Below are 16,433 nucleotides of genomic sequence, written 5' to 3'. Positions count from 1 at the left end.
AATAATGGAAAGAATTTGTTTTTTAATTGGAAATATCAATAATAGTGGTGGAACAGAGCGTGTAACTACTTTAATTGCAAATGCTCTAGTTAAACAAGGTTTCCAAGTTTCTATTTTAAGCTTAGCTGAGGGTAACCAACCTTTTTTTGATTTGGAGCCAAGTGTTTGTATTAATTGCATCTATCCTGAAAAAATTTCAATGAAGAAAAATTTCTTAGGTGCTGTTTGGCGGATTAGAAAATTTGTAACAGCAAATCGAGTAGATACCTTGATCGTGGTAGATAGTATTTCATGTGTTTTTACAGTACCAGCATTGATAGGTTTAAATGTAAAACATATTTGTTGGGAGCATTTTAATTTTAATATCAATCTTGGTGTTAAATTTCGAGATTTAGGAAGAAAATGGGCTGCAAAATATTGTGATTATATTGTAACCTTGACTAATCGTGATATGGAATTATGGCAACAGGGTTTAGATAAAATTAATGCTAAAATTATTTCTATAGCGAATCCAACTCCTTATGAAAATACAAATCATAGAGCGAACTCATCATCGAAAACTGTTCTTGCTATGGGACGGTTAACGTATCAGAAAGGATTTGATCTACTAATTGAAGCTTGGGCTGAAGTTTGCAAAGTTAATTTATACTGGACACTTAAAATAGTTGGTGGTGGAGAGGATGAAAGTAAATTAAAACAGCAAGTTATAAATTTAGGTTTATCTAAAAGAGTTAATTTTATTCCTATAACTAGAAATGTTACCGTGCAATATCAAAATGCATCCATATATTGTTTGAGTTCACGTTTTGAAGGTTTCGGAATGGTTATTTTAGAAGCTCAATCATTTGGTATACCTGTAGTTTCATTTAGTTGTGATGCTGGACCATCTGACTTAATTACACCTGGTGAAAACGGATTTTTAGCTGAAGCGGAAAATATGAAGGATTTATCTGATCAATTACTCCATATGATTACTCTTAATGATAATGATTTTATGAAAATGTCACAAGCATCGTATGAAAATGCTAAAAAATATAGTACCCAAAATATTACCAAAGAATGGTTAAGTATTTTGAAATAATTTAGGACTATTATCTTGCTAATTTACTATTTAATTTGGTCTTTTATTTGCTTAGCTGCATTTTTTTTTAAAAGAACTGCTGCAAATAAGTTAACTTTTATTTTATTTATAATCTTTCTAATTGTATTTACAGGTCTTCGTTTTCAAATAGGGGGGGATTGGGGTAATTATCTACAAATTTATGATTATTTTAAAGGGTTAAGCTTTAACGAGTCACTCTTTATCACTGATCCTGGCTATAGTTTTTTTAACTATTTAAGTCAAATCATTGGTTTTTCTGATACTATATTCGTTAACTTTTTATGTTCAATCTTTTTTTATATTTCGTTTATTTTTTTCTATAAAAAAATTGAAAATTACTGGATATCACTTTTAGTTTCTTTTCCCTATTTGATTCTTGTGGTTTCTATGGGGTATACCCGACAATCTGTTGCTATTAGTTTTTTTCTGATAGCAATGCTTTACGCGATAGAAAAAAAGCTTGTTAATTTTTTAGTTTTTTCTTTGCTTGCTTTTATTTTTCATAAATCTGCTATTATTATTTTAATGTTTGCTCCTTTGTTTTTTCTTCCAAGAACCTTTAACAGTAATTTTGTTTTTCTAAGTTATACCTTTTTTTCATTTTTAGTTATGAGTAGTGCAGTATATATATCTTCAGTTTCAGGTGAAAATATATATACAGACCAGTCAGGAGAAGTGTCTTCAGCTGGAGCAATTTTTAGGATCATTGTTCATTTTCTTCCATTAATATTTTATATATTTTACAGATCAGAAATAAAAAGAATTTTGTTGGAAAAAATTAGATTATTTGATTATCTTTCATTACTTATTTTATATACTTTAGCACTTGCAATTCCATTTTCAACTTTAGCAGATCGATTTAACCTATATTTAATTGTTTATGATATTTTTGTTTTTTCCTATCTTTTTACAATTTTAAATGTCTTTAATCGACAGGTAATGCTAGGTTTTATTATATTTTTTAATACTATCATGCTTATTATTTGGTTGAATTTTGGTGCTTGGTCTCATGCGTGGCTGCCTTATCAAAACTATCTTTTTAATTATATTATAGAGTCATTTTAATGAATATCTTGTATCTCATAACAGGTTTAGGGTTGGGTGGTGCTGAGAAGGTTGTGGTTGATTTAGCTGATCAAATGTCTAGTAAGGGACATTTAGTTAAAATAGCTTATTTAAAAGGACCAATTATTGTACATCCAAAAAATGAAAGTATTGAATTAATTTCTCTTAATCTTGATACATTAAAAAATCTAAAAAATGCACTCTATAGCTATGGAAATTTATTAAAAAGTTTTCGACCAGATATTATTCATTCACATATGATACATGCAAATATATTTGCTAGAGTTTCTCGTGTATTTTATTCAATTCCAAAGCTTATTTGTACTGCGCATAATTCAAATGAAGGTGGTAGCATTCGAATGCTTGCCTATAAATTTACAAATTTTCTTTCAGATATGAATACTAATGTAAGTAATGAAGCTTGCGATTCTTTAATTGCAAAAGGTGCTTTTTCTAAGAGTGATTTAGTCACTGTTTATAATGGTATAGATTTAGAAAAGTTTAATAAACTCGAGAATAAGAAAAATAAAAAAAATGAAATTAAATTTATTTCGGTTGGTAGGTTTAATGAACAAAAAGATTATCCAAATTTATTTCATGCAATATTGTTATTAAAGGATAAATCAAAAAATATTAATATAAAATTTTATATTGTTGGCGATGGTGAATTGCGTGAAAATCTAGAAAATTTAATCCAAGACCTAGGCATTAAAGATTTAGTGATATTGCTTGGAAAACGCTCAGATATACCAGATTTATTGAATGATGCAAATTTTTTTATATTATCATCTAAGCATGAAGGACTACCCACAGTAGTGATAGAGGCAATGGCATGTCAAACATATGTAATTGCAACTGACTGTGGTGGTAGTGCTGAAATCATGGGCGATACTGGTATATTGGTTCCACCACAAAATAGTTTAGCTTTGGCAGAAGCTTTAGAGAAAGCCTTACAGCTTACGGCTGAGATCGTTGCAGAAAATAATAAAAAAGCAAGACAGCTTGTTGAAGAAAAATTTTCACTCAAAGCTTCTGTGGATAAATGGTTAGAAATCTATGAAGCCTAAAAAAATCATCATCATCGGAACCACAGGTTCTAGTTTTTATGGATTTCGTGCTGATTTAATAAAAAAATTAATCAGCGATCACCATCAGGTCTATGCATTTACCTCTGAATATACTGGAAGTTGTTTAGATAAAATTAGAACCTTAGGTGCAATACCAGTCTGTTATGAGCTTAGCCGTGGTGGACTTAATCCATTTGCAGATATTGCATCAACCTTACAGTTGGTAAAAAAAATTAAAGATATCCAACCAGACTTGGTATTTTCATATTTTGCAAAACCTGTGATATATGGCAGTATCGCCGCCAAAATCGCAAAAGTGCCCAATATTATTGGCATGCTCGAAGGTTTAGGCTATACCTTTACAGATCAGCCTGAAGGACAAACAAGCAAAACGAAATTGATTCGTAACGTACAACTGTTACTTTACCGATTTGCATTTCCTTATATTGATAAAATGATTTTTTTAAATCCAGATGATCAGCACGACCTTATGCAAAAACATGGGCTTAAATTATCTGAGACTCATGTTTTAGGTGGTATCGGACTAAATTTAAAGGATTATGAATATACGGAAGCGCTAACAAATCCTATTAAATTTATATTCATTGGGCGGTTGCTCAAAGAAAAAGGCGTTTTTGAGCTTATTGATGCAATGAGGAAAGTAAAATTAAAATATCCTTATGCACATTTTACAGTTCTAGGTGAGATTGATCATCAAAATATGGGTGCCCTGAAGCAGGAACAACTCGATCAATTTATTAATGAAAAATTATTCGAATATCCCGGTTATGTAACAAATGTACAAAAATGGCTAACAGACTCGAGTGTATTTGTTCTGCCATCCTATAGAGAGGGTGTACCTAGAAGTACACAGGAAGCAATGGCTATTGGACGACCTGTGATTACTACAGATGTGCCGGGCTGTCGTGAAACAGTAGTTGATGGGCTCAATGGATATCTTGTACCTAAGTGGGATTCGGCAGCTTTGGCAAATAAAATGTGCTATTTTATTGAACATCCACATCGAATCAACGAGATGGGTCTAGAAAGCTTTAAAATTGCACAAGAAAAATTTGATGCAGAGAAAATTAATTCTAAACTAGTAGAAATTATGGGATTAAATCATAAATGAAACGCTTAGTAGATATTATGATATCGTTGATAGCTATCATTCTTCTTTCACCAATCTTCTTTATTGTTGCATTGAAAGTTCGTCAAAACTTAGGCTCCCCAATTTTTTTTATACAGGAGCGGCCAGGTAAAAACGGTAAAATTTTTAAAATGATAAAATTTCGTTCGATGAAAGATGCTGTTGATAAAAATGGTCATCCTCTGCCTGATGAAGAAAGAATTACACCTTTTGGGAAAAAACTACGTTCGACAACCTTGGATGAAATGCCTCAACTGATCAATGTTTTAAAAGGGGATATGAGTATTGTGGGACCAAGACCCCAACTATGCGAGTTTATGGAGCATTACACCCCATATCAAATGCGACGTCATGAAGTTAAACCAGGCATGACTGGATTAGCTCAGGTGAATGGTCGTAATAATTTATCATGGGAAGAGAAATTTGAACTTGATGTTCGATATGTAGAATCAAGAACTATCTTACTCGATTTTAAAATTATGTTTAAAACCGTCAAAGTAATGCTCAATAAAGATGGTATAAATGCACCTGATCAAGAAGTGGGTGCGAGTCGTTTTTCTTCTCAAAATGATGTAGATGCTATTGAATCAAAATCATCTTCAAATTCTTAAATTAACTTATTTAATATAGTGTCGTTATGATCAAAAAAGCCATTCTTCCCGTTGCTGGTTTGGGTACCCGTTTTTTACCAGCGAGTAAGTCTATTCCTAAAGAAATGGTCACAGTGGTTGACCGTCCTGCAATAGAGTATGTCGTTAGAGAAGCCGTTGCAGCAGGTATTGAACAAATCATCTTAGTGACGCACTCATCTAAAGCATCAATTGAAAATTATTTTGACCGTAATTTTGAACTTGAAACGACATTAGAAAATAAAAAAAAGATTGATTTGCTTAAAGAAATTACTGATATTCTACCTTCAAATGTGAGTGTGGTGAGTGTACGTCAACCTCAACCACTCGGCTTAGGTCATGCAGTACTCTGCGCGAAAGACATCGTTGGTAATGAACCTTTTGTGGTTTTATTACCCGATGTGTTGGTTAAAGATGATGCTGAAAAAAATGATTTGTCATTAATGATTGAGCGTTTTAATCGCTCAAATGCATCGCAAATTATGGTTGAAGCTGTGCCTGATCATATGGTTGATCAATACGGAATTGTGGATGTAGAGCATACGCTTGACGAAGGTCAAAGCATTGTGATGCAGGGAATCGTTGAAAAACCTGCTATAGGCTCTGCGCCATCCAATCTTTCAGTTGTGGGCCGCTACGTACTGCCAGCAAAAATTATGCAGCTACTCGAAACTACAGAGAAAGGTGCGGGTGGTGAAATTCAGCTTACGGATGCGATTGCGACTTTGCAACAGTCAGAAGCTGTAGAGGCTTATCGTATGAAAGGTCAAACTTTTGATTGCGGTAGCAAAATAGGCTATCTCAAAGCTGTATTACATTATGGTTTGACCCATCAAAAATTGGGCGCTGAATTTAAAAAACTAATCCAAGAATTAGATTTATCTTAATTGTTGATTCAAATTATTTGCGCGTGTTGGTTATTTGGTGATGTATGAAAATTAGTATTTTCGGTTCTACACTTCAGGCTGCTGTATTTGCTGGATTGTTTGCTGAATCTGGTCATCAGGTTTGTTGGTGTCCGTTTTTTTTAGAAAATCAAATAGCAAGCATGCCTACATATCAGGATCATCATGTGAATCAGCTCTTGGAAAAGCAAATTCAGTCGGGTTTCTTGAATGTAGAGCAAGCACTTTTAAATGATTTTGAACATGATGTGTGCTTATTGGGTTTTGCAAATTCAGAATTAAGTCGAGCAGAACAGCTGCTTGCAGATATGAGTCAGCAAAGCGTGTTGCCTAAGCTGATGATGAATGGTTCGACATTTGGACTTCATGCGACACAAAGACTATCTAAAAAAATAGCGCAGCCGATGTGGGCGTATTTACCCGATAATATTCAAGAAGGTAATGCATTAAATAGTGTGTTGAGTATACAAAAGTTGATTGTGGGCGTTGAAGATGCTTTAACATCATCATTTCTGATGGAAGTATTTCGTCCTTTATTTCCATCTAAGCAGCAATTTTTATTTATGCCGATTTTAGATGCTGAATTTACCAAATTGAGTATTTCAGGCATGTTGGCCACACGTATTAGCTTTATGAATGATTTGGCGCAAGTCTCTGAAAAATTAGGGATTGATATTAGCAACGTACAACAAGGATTGGCTGCGGATAACCGAATTGGTGCATCTTATCTTTCACCAGGTGCTGGTTTTGGTGGTGAAAACTTTTCTCATGATATTTTAACACTCGCAAATACTGTCTCAGGAACGGGCACTAAAAGCCGCCTACTTGAGCAAGTTTGGGATATTAATGAAGAACAAAAAGAAATCTTGTTTAGAAAGTTATGGAACTACTTTAAAGGCGATTTAAAAAATAGAAAAATTGCGATTTGGGGTGCATCTTTTAAAGAAAATACATCCAGCATTCAAAACTCATCGATTCACCCCTTACTCGATGCATTATGGGCGCAAGGTGCAATTGTGTATTTACATGATCCAGAAGCACTGAATGAAATTCGAAAAAAGTATGGCGAGCGTGCTGATTTAGTTTTGTGTGAAGATCAATATCAAGCGACAGATCAGGTCGATGCGTTGTGTTTGTTGACTGCATGGAAGCAATATTGGAGTCCAGACTTTGGTTATTTGAAAGCCAAGATGCAGAATGCGCTTATTTTGGACGGTCGAAATATTTACGATCCGAAATATGTAAAATCACAAGGGTTTGATTATCAAGGAGTAGGCCGCGTATGAATACATTGAGTGTGCCTGAAACAGAGTCAGATTTACTTGATCAATTAAAATCGGCTGCGACTGATAAAAATAATCAACATTTAACGAGTCTATTCGCCGACAATCCGCTGAGATTTAAACAGCTTTCAGTACAATTTGATCAATTGACCTTTGATTTTAGTAAACATCGTATTGATGCAACGATCATTGAAAAACTCACAGAATTTGCTGAAGAAAAAAAATTAAAAACCTGGATTCAGCGGTTATTTTCAGAAGAAAAAATTAATTATACAGAGCAGCGCGCTGCGATGCATTGGGCGTTACGTTTACCGAAAAATGACTCGGTCAATCCAGCATTAAGTGAATTGGTGCATACCCAGTTAGAGCGTATGTATCAATTGGTGGATTTGATTCATGCGGGACAATATCGTGGATGTACAGGCGAAGTCATTCGAGACGTTGTGAATATCGGGGTTGGTGGTTCGGACCTTGGACCGCTTATGGTCACGCATGCATTGTCTGATTTTAAGGTCAATAGCAAAGCAGACTTGGGTGTGCACTTTGTTTCTACGATGGATGGGAGTCAGCTTTCGGCGCTACTTCATCAACTGCGTCCTGAGACAACATTATTCATTATTTCGTCAAAGTCTTTCGGCACCATAGATACATTGTCAAATGCACATACTGTTCGGCAGTGGTTAGAGAAATCTTTAGGTGATGATGTCTGTGCAGTACGACATCATTTTATTGGTGTCTCAACCAAACCAGAAAAAATGACGCAATGGGGTATAGCACCTGAAAACCAATTTTTACTTTGGGATTGGGTCGGGGGGCGTTATTCGCTTTGGTCATGTATCGGTTTACCGATCGCATTAATTGTAGGTGTGGGTGGCTTTAAGCAATTATTAGCCGGCGCCTACGCCGTGGATCAACATTTTCAGCATGCACCGCTGAGTGAAAATGTACCTGTATTGATGGGTTTATTGGGTATTTGGAATAATAATTTTCTGGATATTCAAACACATGCTGTGTTGCCTTATGATGGTCGCTTGAAATATTTCGCGTCTTATTTACAGCAACTTGAAATGGAGTCGAATGGTAAATCGATCCAAAGAAATGAGCTTAAAGTCGAATTTGATACTTGCCCGATTTTATGGGGTGAGGTGGGACCGAATGCGCAACATGCATTTTACCAACTGTTGCATCAAGGTTCGCATTCAGTAAGCTGTGATTTTATTGCACCTGTACAGCGTTATAATTCTAACCAGTTTACCTATGCTGGAAATGCAGATGCCTTAATCGAGCAACATCATTTGGCGCTATCAAACTGTTTAGCTCAGTCAAGACTTCTTGCATTTGGTAATCAGGCTTTAGATCAAAAAGAGCTTGAAAATCTACCTGAGTATAAGCAGTACGAAGGTAATCAACCGAGCTCAACCTTATTATTGAATGAGTTAAATCCTTATACGTTGGGCATGCTCATCGCGTTGTATGAACATAAAGTTTTTGTGCAATCTGTTATCTGGAATATTAATCCCTTTGATCAATGGGGCGTAGAAAAAGGCAAGGAAATTGCCAATCAAATCTTACCTGTGTTAAATGGCACTCAGCAGGATTTATCACAATTGGATGCTTCAACTCAAGGTCTGATTAAAGTATTGTTAAATAAATAGAATGGGTTGAAAATGGCACAAATATTAGTGACGGGTGGGGCGGGTTATATTGGTTCGCATACCTGTATTGAACTGTTAAATGCGGGACATGATGTTGTTGTTTTAGATAACCTATCAAATAGTTCGGTAGAGTCATTAACGCGTGTTCAAGCCTTAGCACAAAAAAAATTAACGTTTGTAGAGGGTGATATTCGCCATTCTGAAACACTGGATACGTTGTTTAGAAAATACCATATTGATGCCGTGATTCATTTTGCTGGACTCAAAGCAGTCGGTGAAAGTCAGCAAATTCCACTGACTTATTTTGATAACAACATTGCTGGTTCAGTGTGTTTGGTACAGGCGATGGAACGTGCGCAAGTATTTAACTTGGTCTTTAGTTCTTCCGCGACTGTTTATGATGAATCAAATATTTCACCTTTAAGTGAAGAAATGCCTACCGGGCTGCCAAGCAATAATTATGGCTATACGAAACTCATTGTTGAGCAGTTATTAGAAAAATTATCGATTTCAGATGCACGTTGGTCGATAGCCCTGTTACGTTATTTCAATCCAGTCGGTGCACACAAAAGTGGACGTATTGGTGAGGATCCACAAGGGATTCCAAACAATTTAATGCCATTTGTAACTCAAGTTGCAGTAGGTCGCCGTGAAAAATTATCAATTTTTGGTGATGATTACGATACTGTAGATGGTACTGGAGTACGTGATTATATCCACGTTGTCGATCTTGCAAATGCACATTTATGTGCATTGAATAATCGCTTAGAAAATACGGGCTGCCGTGCTTGGAATATTGGAACAGGAAATGGTTCTTCGGTATTACAGGTTAAAAATACTTTTGAAAAAGTGAATGGCGTCGCTGTTGCTTACGAAATTTCACCACGTCGTTCAGGTGATGTTGCAACATCATTTGCGAATAATTCGCGTGCGATTGCCGAATTAGGTTGGATACCGCAGTATGGTTTAGAAGATATGCTAGCAGACAGCTGGAACTGGCAAAAGCAAAACCCGAATGGTTATAAATAATAGTCTATAGCGAAAAAAGGGAGCCTAAAGCTCCCTTTTTTTGTATTTTTTATACTGTGTGATACTGACCTAGCTTTGGATGAGTGCTGTTAACTCATCAACATAGGTTTGCATAGGTTCTGGATTTTTATCCAAACGACTTTCAATGTTTAAGCGTAGTAGTGGTTCAGTATTTGATGCGCGAACATTTAAGCGCCAAGCATCAAAGTCTAAACTAACGCCATCCGTTTGATCAATCTTTGGATTCTGATCTGCAAAATGATCAAAAATCTTCTGAATAGTCACTTTTGTATCTGTCACTTTGAAGTTGATTTCGCCACTACAAGGGAATTTGGTAATCATATCTTCGACCAGACTTGAAAGCGTTTGTTTGGTATCAGAGAGTACAGAAATAGCCAATAACCATGGAATCATGCCGCTATCACAATAAGCAAAATCACGGAAATAATGATGTGCACTCATTTCGCCACCGTAAACAGCATTGTGTTCACGCATCTTGTCTTTAATAAATGAATGTCCAGACTTAGATTGAACCGTAATTCCTTTATATTGATCTACAATATCTAAAGTATTCCAGACCAAACGGGGATCATGCACAATCTTTTCACCTGACTGTTTCAGTAGAAAAGCTTGGGCAAGTAAGCCGACAATATAATATCCTTCAATAAATTGAGCTTTTTCATCAAACAAGAAACAACGGTCAAAATCGCCATCCCATGCAATGCCCATATCCGCCTGATGTTGGATCACTGCTTCACTGGTGCTGGCACGGTTCTCAACGAGAATAGGATTCGGGATACCATTTGGAAAATGGCCATCTGCTTCATTGTTGATTTTGATAAATTCAACAGGAATATTTAGTTGTTTAAATTTGTCTTCCAGCGCATCTACAATATGACCTGCAGCACCATTTCCAGCATTCATAACTAATTTTAGTGGACGAATGTTTTCAGGTTGAATATAGGTCATGAGGTGATCAAGAAATTCAGGTACGATATTGTAGGATTGAGTTGTACCTTTAATTTCAACAGAATTAAAATCTTGAGATTCAGCCAATGCTTGAATCTCATTTAAACCAGAGTCCGCGCCAATTGGACGAGCATTTTCACGGACGAGTTTTAAGCCGTTATAATCCATTGGGTTGTGACTGGCTGTGATTTCAATACCGCCTTGTACGTCTAAATGGAAAGCACCGAAATAAACTTCCTCTGTTCCTGTCATACCTAGATCGAGTACATCGACTCCTGCATCATTTAAGCCGCGGATAGTGGCTTGTTTTAAGCCTTCACTACTTAAACGGATATCACATCCAACGACTATTTTTTTTGGTTGATAAATCTGTCCATATGCACGACCAATTTTATAAGCAATGTCTTCATTGAGTTCTGAGCCTAATTTTCCACGAATATCATAGGCTTTAAAACAAGTGAGTTTATTCATCATGAATGATTCTAATTGGATAAATTGAGTGAGGGTTTCAGTATACCGTACTCAATCAGGTCTGCCCATTTTGAAAGCGAGTATTAAGATTATCGTTGGTGAGGTTTCGTGATCATTTTTTATTTTAGATGCTTAAGAATGGTTAACGTTTAGTTAACATATTTTATAAATACTTATTATGGATACATTTTTAAAGTTTTAAAAAAAGCCCCCATCTTTCGATGAGGGCTTTCTTGAATTTGGAGCGGAAAAAGAGACTCGAACTCTCGACCCCAACCTTGGCAAGAGTCACCGACATAAAATACACTAAATAACATAATTGGTACGTTAATAAACTCTATATATAACAGTTATATAGAGTTTTTATTTTATGTGACGTAATTTAAGGTGGGGTGGGGTACTTTGATTTTTGGTCACTAATTTATTGTGATAATCAACAATAATAACCAACATAAATATGCTTAATCTAAGGGTATTTTACTGACTGGTATAATTTTATGATGAGAGGGGTGTTGCCTGAGGTTACGGTTTCTGTTTGGCCTTTTGGCGTAAGACGTACAAATATAAGCTTTCTACTTTTTCACGTGCCCATGGTGTGGTACGCAAGAATCGTAATGATGATTTAACACTTGGGTCTATGCAAAAACATCTAATTTCAATTTTGCGACTTAAGCCTTCAAAGCCACCGTAGTAATCCAATAATTCATCCAAAATGTCAGCAAGTTTTTTGCCGTGTAAAGGGTCATTGGAGGTGTTCATAATAGATCAATCGTATTTTGGGTGGCTATTATAACCTGGGCTAGTTGGAAAACTAGAGAGTTGGAATGTAGGTAATGATGGACTGAATAGCCACCAAAATTCTAGAGCCCCCCAGCCATCGAGTGAGGCATCATATTGGTAAGAGATTGAACCGTACCGGGTTTGTCGGAGACTTTTATTTAAGTTAGGCCACCTGACCTAACGGGTTAATCTTATAATCGTACATTGCTTCAAGCTCAAAAGACGACACATAACTCAGCGCATCAAGCACCATATCTGTATTCTTACCACGCCATACACCTTGTATTTCAAGATTTTGCATCAATCGAGAACTGTATAGCGCGCAATAACATAACTTCTCGTTGCAGTTGTTGCCAGACTTTACGAACGCCATACCGGCCCGAACTTTCTTTCCAAATTCGTTTGATTTGCTTAGCATGATGAAAATCATGTAGATCTCGTTTTGCTCGATGTTCCCTTGCGAAGCGATGCGCTTCTCATCGCAGGAAAGTTGGTCTCCGACAAACCCGGTACGGTTCACAAACCCGGTACGGTTCACGTTATGACAAGCTAAAGTAGAACTAAGAAAATTCAGTTGCTTTAGCTTGTATATTTATGTGGCTATCTCTATGAAATTTAGAAAGATGCTAAAAAATATTAATAGATTTAATTTAAAATGCCCAAGTGTATTCAGAACTAATTCTTATCTCATCATCTGGGCGAAATGCCATACCAATTGTAGGCATATTATTACGATATTTCATATAACGAGCTCTTAAATTTAAGCCATTTAATATTCCACTTTGTACTTTATAGTTTAGGTCAATGTCCCATGAATTTTGCTTAAAATTATCTTTATGAAATTGAGGTAAATTAATATCATATCCATTGGTATAACGGGTCATGATTTTAAAGCCATTCAAAGAAGTATCTTTGAAGTCATAATCATAACGTAACATATATACTTTTTCATCTTGGTTGATGAAGTCTGCACTCATGCTATCAATGGTAACATATGGTTCTGTGCCTGAAAGTGTAGGTAAGGCTGAGTCTCCAAATGATTGCATATATCCCACTGTGAAAGTGTGGTTGTTTTGAGTAAAGCCTAAACTTCCACTAAAGTGTTGGTTATCGATGGTCCCTGCTAAAGCACCACCATTATCTTTACTTAAAAAAAGTCGCACATTTGTATTTAAATTACCTTCAAGTAATGGGATTTTTGACTTTACGTCAAGATAATTTTGCTGATAAATATCATGTAAAATTGAATTATAAAATTGTACAGAATAGTGATTATTGACTTTATATTCTCCGCCAAGCATATGTAATCTAGAAGATATGGCCGCACTTTCAAAACGTCCATTTGGATTTGCTAATTGCAAATACTCGAAGTTTGTGGAATCTCTTTGATTAACACGATCCACATAAATTGCATTTAAAGTTAAATTTTTAATTTCATTGCTTTTTATTTGTGTTCCTCGATAATTTTGCTGAAATAGCCTAGTGGGTGAAGAAAATAATACGGGGAACATTGGGGTCAATGTTCCAGCTTGTAATGTTGTTTCACTCATTTTTGCTTTTGCTGTAAGCCGAAATTCACCTGTAGTATGCGGACGTTCATTATTCTGATTAACTGGTAAGACATTAGCCGTTGCATAATGAGTATTTTTGCCTAATAGATTTATTCCGACTAAGCCTAAGGCATCTATACCAAATCCAATTTTTCCATCAGTAAAGCCAGATTGAGCTTTAAAAATAAAACCTTGTGCCCAATCTCGAGCTGCTGGATAGGCTGATTCTTTTTTATAATCACGAGTAAAAAAATAATTTTTTGCAGTTAGGTTAACTTTAGTTTCATCTACAAACTGTCCAGCATGGCTGTTAAAAGTACATACACCTAATACTAGCGGTACAATAGTTATTAAAAATTTCATATTTACCTTTATTAAAGTCAATAGATTCCAGAAATAAATCGGAAGTTGACCGTTTTACTCAAATAGTTATAGTTTTGAAATTTAAAAAGAATTTAAATTTATTGCCTCAAACAGCAAATCCTATCTATTCTTAGATTTGCTGTTTTAAGATTAGGAATCTTGAGTATTAATTAGATTCCATGGCTAATAAATTTTTATGAGATTTACGATTAAGAATAAACAGAGAGAAAGAGGCAATGATTGCGGGTATAGCTAATAGTGATAGAATCATAGTAATATTTAAATCTAACGCCATTAGCCATCCTCCAATAAATGAACCAATAACAGAACCCGCACGACCTACGGCATTAGCCCAACTTACGCCTGTAGCTCGACAGTGTGTAGGATAAAAATTAGCTGAATATGCATTCATGCCTGTTTGCCCACCGCTGATAAAAAAGCCAACAGCAAACATAGTTAATATTAACAAGATTAGTTGATGACTGAATAAACCGCTAAATACAACAAAGATAGCCCCTAATATATATGACGTGGATAAAATTCTATTTCCACCCATCTTATCCATTAGATAACCCAAGAGAATAGAGCCGGCAGTTCCTCCTACTTGGAAAACGGCTGTAATCATAGAGGCACTTTTTAATGAATGACCAATATTGGTTAAAAGTGTTGGTAGCCAGCTAGATATTAAGTAAATAGTCATTAGACTCATAAAATAAACTATCCATATTAATATAGTGCTAAAAGCAAATTTTGAATTAAATAAGTCTCTTACAGATGAATTAATTTTTTCTTCTACATTTGCATGTAGCTGAGGGCATGTAGAAATTGTTGGTGATAATTTTTTAATTAGTGCATCAATTTGATGTTTTGGATGCTTTTTTAATACTTTAAAGCGAAGAGATTCAGGAATAAAAATATAGAAAACTGGTAATAAAATTAGTGGACATACTCCTCCTAAGAAGAGAATTCCACGCCAACCTATAAATGGAATAAGTTGAGCTGAAAGTATGCCACCAAGTGCGGAACCAATCGTAAATCCACAGAACATAAGAGTGACAAATGTTGATTTTTTTGTACTTGGGCTATATTCAGACATTAAAGTGATTGCTGTGGGCATTGCACCGCCTAACCCAATCCCAGTGATGAGCCTTAATATAATTAGAGAGAGCATATTTGGAGAAAAAGCGGATAATAGACTGCCTAATCCGAAAAAAAGAACAGAAATAAGTAGAATCTTTTTTCTACCCAATCGATCTGCCAGTGGACCAAAAAGGAGAGCTCCGAAGGTTAATCCAATAAGACCAGCCGCAAATAGAGCTCCTAATTGTCCAGGATTTACGCCCCAGTCTTGTTTTAAAACGGGAGCAATAAAACCAATTGATGCAGTATCAAACCCGTCAAGAGCAACAATGATAAAACATAATAGGAGTAAAAGTTTTTGAGTAAAACCAAATCGAATAGAATCAATAAATTCTTGAACATCCATGTTTCTTAGAGACATCTTGTCTCCTCCTCTTTGTATTTCAGATATTTATAATAAAATTAAGCACTAATTAGCCAACTGAAATCGTATTACGTAGTACGCCAATTTTGTCGATATGGATTTCGACCTGATCTCCTTCTTTCATGAATACAGGCGGATTGCGTTTTGCACCTACACCCGCAGGGGTTCCGGTTACAATTACATCCCCAGGGTTCAAAGTAATGAAAGTTGAGCAATATTCGATTAATTTAGGGATTGGAAATAACATCATTGATGTATCTCCTTCTTGCATGATTTCTCCGTTCAGTATTGTTTTGACTGTTAGGACTTCACCATTAGCAATCTCATCTTTAGTTACTAAGTAAGGTCCGAAGCTACCAGTTTGAGAGAAATTTTTTCCTGGACCAAATTGTTGGGTATGCCATTGCCAGTCACGAACAGAACCATCGTTATAACAGCTATAGCCTGCTACATAATCCCATGCTTCACTTTCTTTAATTCGACGCCCTTGTTTGCTAATGACAACAGCAATTTCGCCTTCATAATCCAACATGTCAGATTCAATTGGCTTAATAATAGGTTGAAGGTGAGCAGTTTGGGAGTCTGCATAACGCATAAATACAGATGGATAATCTGTTTTAGCTCGATTGGTTTCAATACGATGTGCTTCGTAGTTATGGCCAATGCAAAGCACTTTACTTGGGTTGGGGATAACAGGAAGTAAAGTAACTTCTGCGTGCGAATATGAAATTGGTGCAGAAGCAGCATATTCTTTAATGCGCTTAAGTGCTTCTTCTTCTAAAGCATTTTTTAAATCAGGAAACTCAGAGCCAAATTGAGGCTTCAAATCAATAATTCCATCATCTGTATAAATGCCATATGATTCTTTACCAGCATGAGTAAAACTTGCTAATTTCATTTAATTTTCCCTT

At 35.6% G+C, this 16,433-nt stretch carries 14 protein-coding genes and 1 pseudogene; 9 read left to right on the top strand and 6 right to left on the bottom strand.

The window, feature by feature from the left end; genetic code table 11:
• The first annotated feature begins 4 nt into the window (after positions 1 to 4).
• From V5M36_RS15410 to galE, 9 genes are read left to right on the top strand one after another with little or no spacing between them, the layout of a single operon-like run.
• A complete protein-coding gene (locus V5M36_RS15410; protein ID WP_338560578.1) occupies positions 5 to 1,081 on the top strand; it encodes a glycosyltransferase family 4 protein in 1,077 nt (358 codons plus the stop codon).
• Between the two features lie 15 nt (positions 1,082 to 1,096).
• Positions 1,097 to 2,167 carry an EpsG family protein gene (locus V5M36_RS15405; protein ID WP_338560576.1) on the top strand — a complete coding sequence of 357 codons (1,071 nt, stop codon included), beginning with the start codon at positions 1,097 to 1,099 and terminating at the stop codon, positions 2,165 to 2,167.
• The gene (locus V5M36_RS15400) at positions 2,167 to 3,234 is read left to right on the top strand and encodes a glycosyltransferase (protein ID WP_338560574.1); all 1,068 of its coding nucleotides are present in this window, start codon (positions 2,167 to 2,169) and stop codon (positions 3,232 to 3,234) included. Before V5M36_RS15405 ends, V5M36_RS15400 begins: the two co-directional genes overlap by 1 nt.
• Positions 3,224 to 4,366, top strand: a complete 1,143-nt coding sequence (locus tag V5M36_RS15395; RefSeq protein ID WP_338560571.1) for a glycosyltransferase family 4 protein — start codon at positions 3,224 to 3,226, stop codon at positions 4,364 to 4,366. The genes V5M36_RS15400 and V5M36_RS15395 overlap by 11 nt, the downstream gene beginning before the upstream one ends.
• Entirely contained in the window at positions 4,363 to 4,995 is a 633-nt protein-coding gene (locus V5M36_RS15390) for a sugar transferase (protein ID WP_338560569.1), read from the top strand. Before V5M36_RS15395 ends, V5M36_RS15390 begins: the two co-directional genes overlap by 4 nt.
• 26 nt (positions 4,996 to 5,021) lie before the next feature.
• On the top strand, positions 5,022 to 5,900 hold the full coding sequence (gene galU / locus V5M36_RS15385; protein ID WP_338560567.1) for a UTP--glucose-1-phosphate uridylyltransferase GalU: 879 nt from the start codon (positions 5,022 to 5,024) through the stop codon (positions 5,898 to 5,900).
• A gap of 44 nt (positions 5,901 to 5,944) precedes the next feature.
• Positions 5,945 to 7,204, top strand: a complete 1,260-nt coding sequence (locus V5M36_RS15380; RefSeq protein ID WP_338560565.1) for a UDP binding domain-containing protein — start codon at positions 5,945 to 5,947, stop codon at positions 7,202 to 7,204.
• Entirely contained in the window at positions 7,201 to 8,856 is a 1,656-nt protein-coding gene (gene pgi / locus V5M36_RS15375) for a glucose-6-phosphate isomerase (protein WP_338560562.1), read from the top strand. The genes V5M36_RS15380 and pgi overlap by 4 nt, the downstream gene beginning before the upstream one ends.
• A 12-nt stretch (positions 8,857 to 8,868) precedes the next feature.
• Positions 8,869 to 9,885 carry a UDP-glucose 4-epimerase GalE gene (gene galE / locus V5M36_RS15370; protein WP_338560559.1) on the top strand — a complete coding sequence of 339 codons (1,017 nt, stop codon included), beginning with the start codon at positions 8,869 to 8,871 and terminating at the stop codon, positions 9,883 to 9,885.
• A 69-nt stretch (positions 9,886 to 9,954) separates the two neighbouring features.
• On the opposite strand, the gene V5M36_RS15365 is transcribed toward galE, so the two are convergent.
• The 6 genes and pseudogenes from V5M36_RS15365 to V5M36_RS15340 form a co-directional block, all read right to left on the bottom strand.
• Positions 9,955 to 11,325, bottom strand: coding sequence for a phosphomannomutase CpsG (locus V5M36_RS15365; protein ID WP_338564265.1), 1,371 nt, complete (start codon positions 11,323 to 11,325; stop codon positions 9,955 to 9,957).
• A 522-nt stretch (positions 11,326 to 11,847) separates the two neighbouring features.
• Positions 11,848 to 12,084 carry a VF530 family protein gene (locus V5M36_RS15360; RefSeq protein ID WP_002058193.1) on the bottom strand — a complete coding sequence of 79 codons (237 nt, stop codon included), beginning with the start codon at positions 12,082 to 12,084 and terminating at the stop codon, positions 11,848 to 11,850.
• Between the two features lie 280 nt (positions 12,085 to 12,364).
• Positions 12,365 to 12,560: pseudogene (locus V5M36_RS15355) on the bottom strand (IS3 family transposase); the annotation flags it as partial.
• A 195-nt stretch (positions 12,561 to 12,755) separates the two neighbouring features.
• Entirely contained in the window at positions 12,756 to 14,018 is a 1,263-nt protein-coding gene (locus V5M36_RS15350) for an OprD family outer membrane porin (RefSeq protein WP_338560553.1), read from the bottom strand.
• 166 nt (positions 14,019 to 14,184) lie between these two features.
• The gene (locus V5M36_RS15345; RefSeq protein ID WP_338560551.1) at positions 14,185 to 15,519 is read right to left on the bottom strand and encodes an MFS transporter; all 1,335 of its coding nucleotides are present in this window, start codon (positions 15,517 to 15,519) and stop codon (positions 14,185 to 14,187) included.
• Between the two features lie 52 nt (positions 15,520 to 15,571).
• Positions 15,572 to 16,420 (bottom strand): fumarylacetoacetate hydrolase family protein, encoded by an 849-nt coding sequence (locus V5M36_RS15340; protein ID WP_338560549.1) that lies wholly within the window; start codon positions 16,418 to 16,420, stop codon positions 15,572 to 15,574.
• Positions 16,421 to 16,433: the final 13 nt, after the last annotated feature.

It is taken from the genome of Acinetobacter sp. KS-LM10 (assembly GCF_036896575.1).
Taxonomy (GTDB): Bacteria; Pseudomonadota; Gammaproteobacteria; order Pseudomonadales; family Moraxellaceae; genus Acinetobacter; species Acinetobacter avistercoris.
The sequence above is the reverse complement of the archived record's forward strand: the minus strand, read 5'-3'. Positions and strand labels throughout refer to the sequence as shown.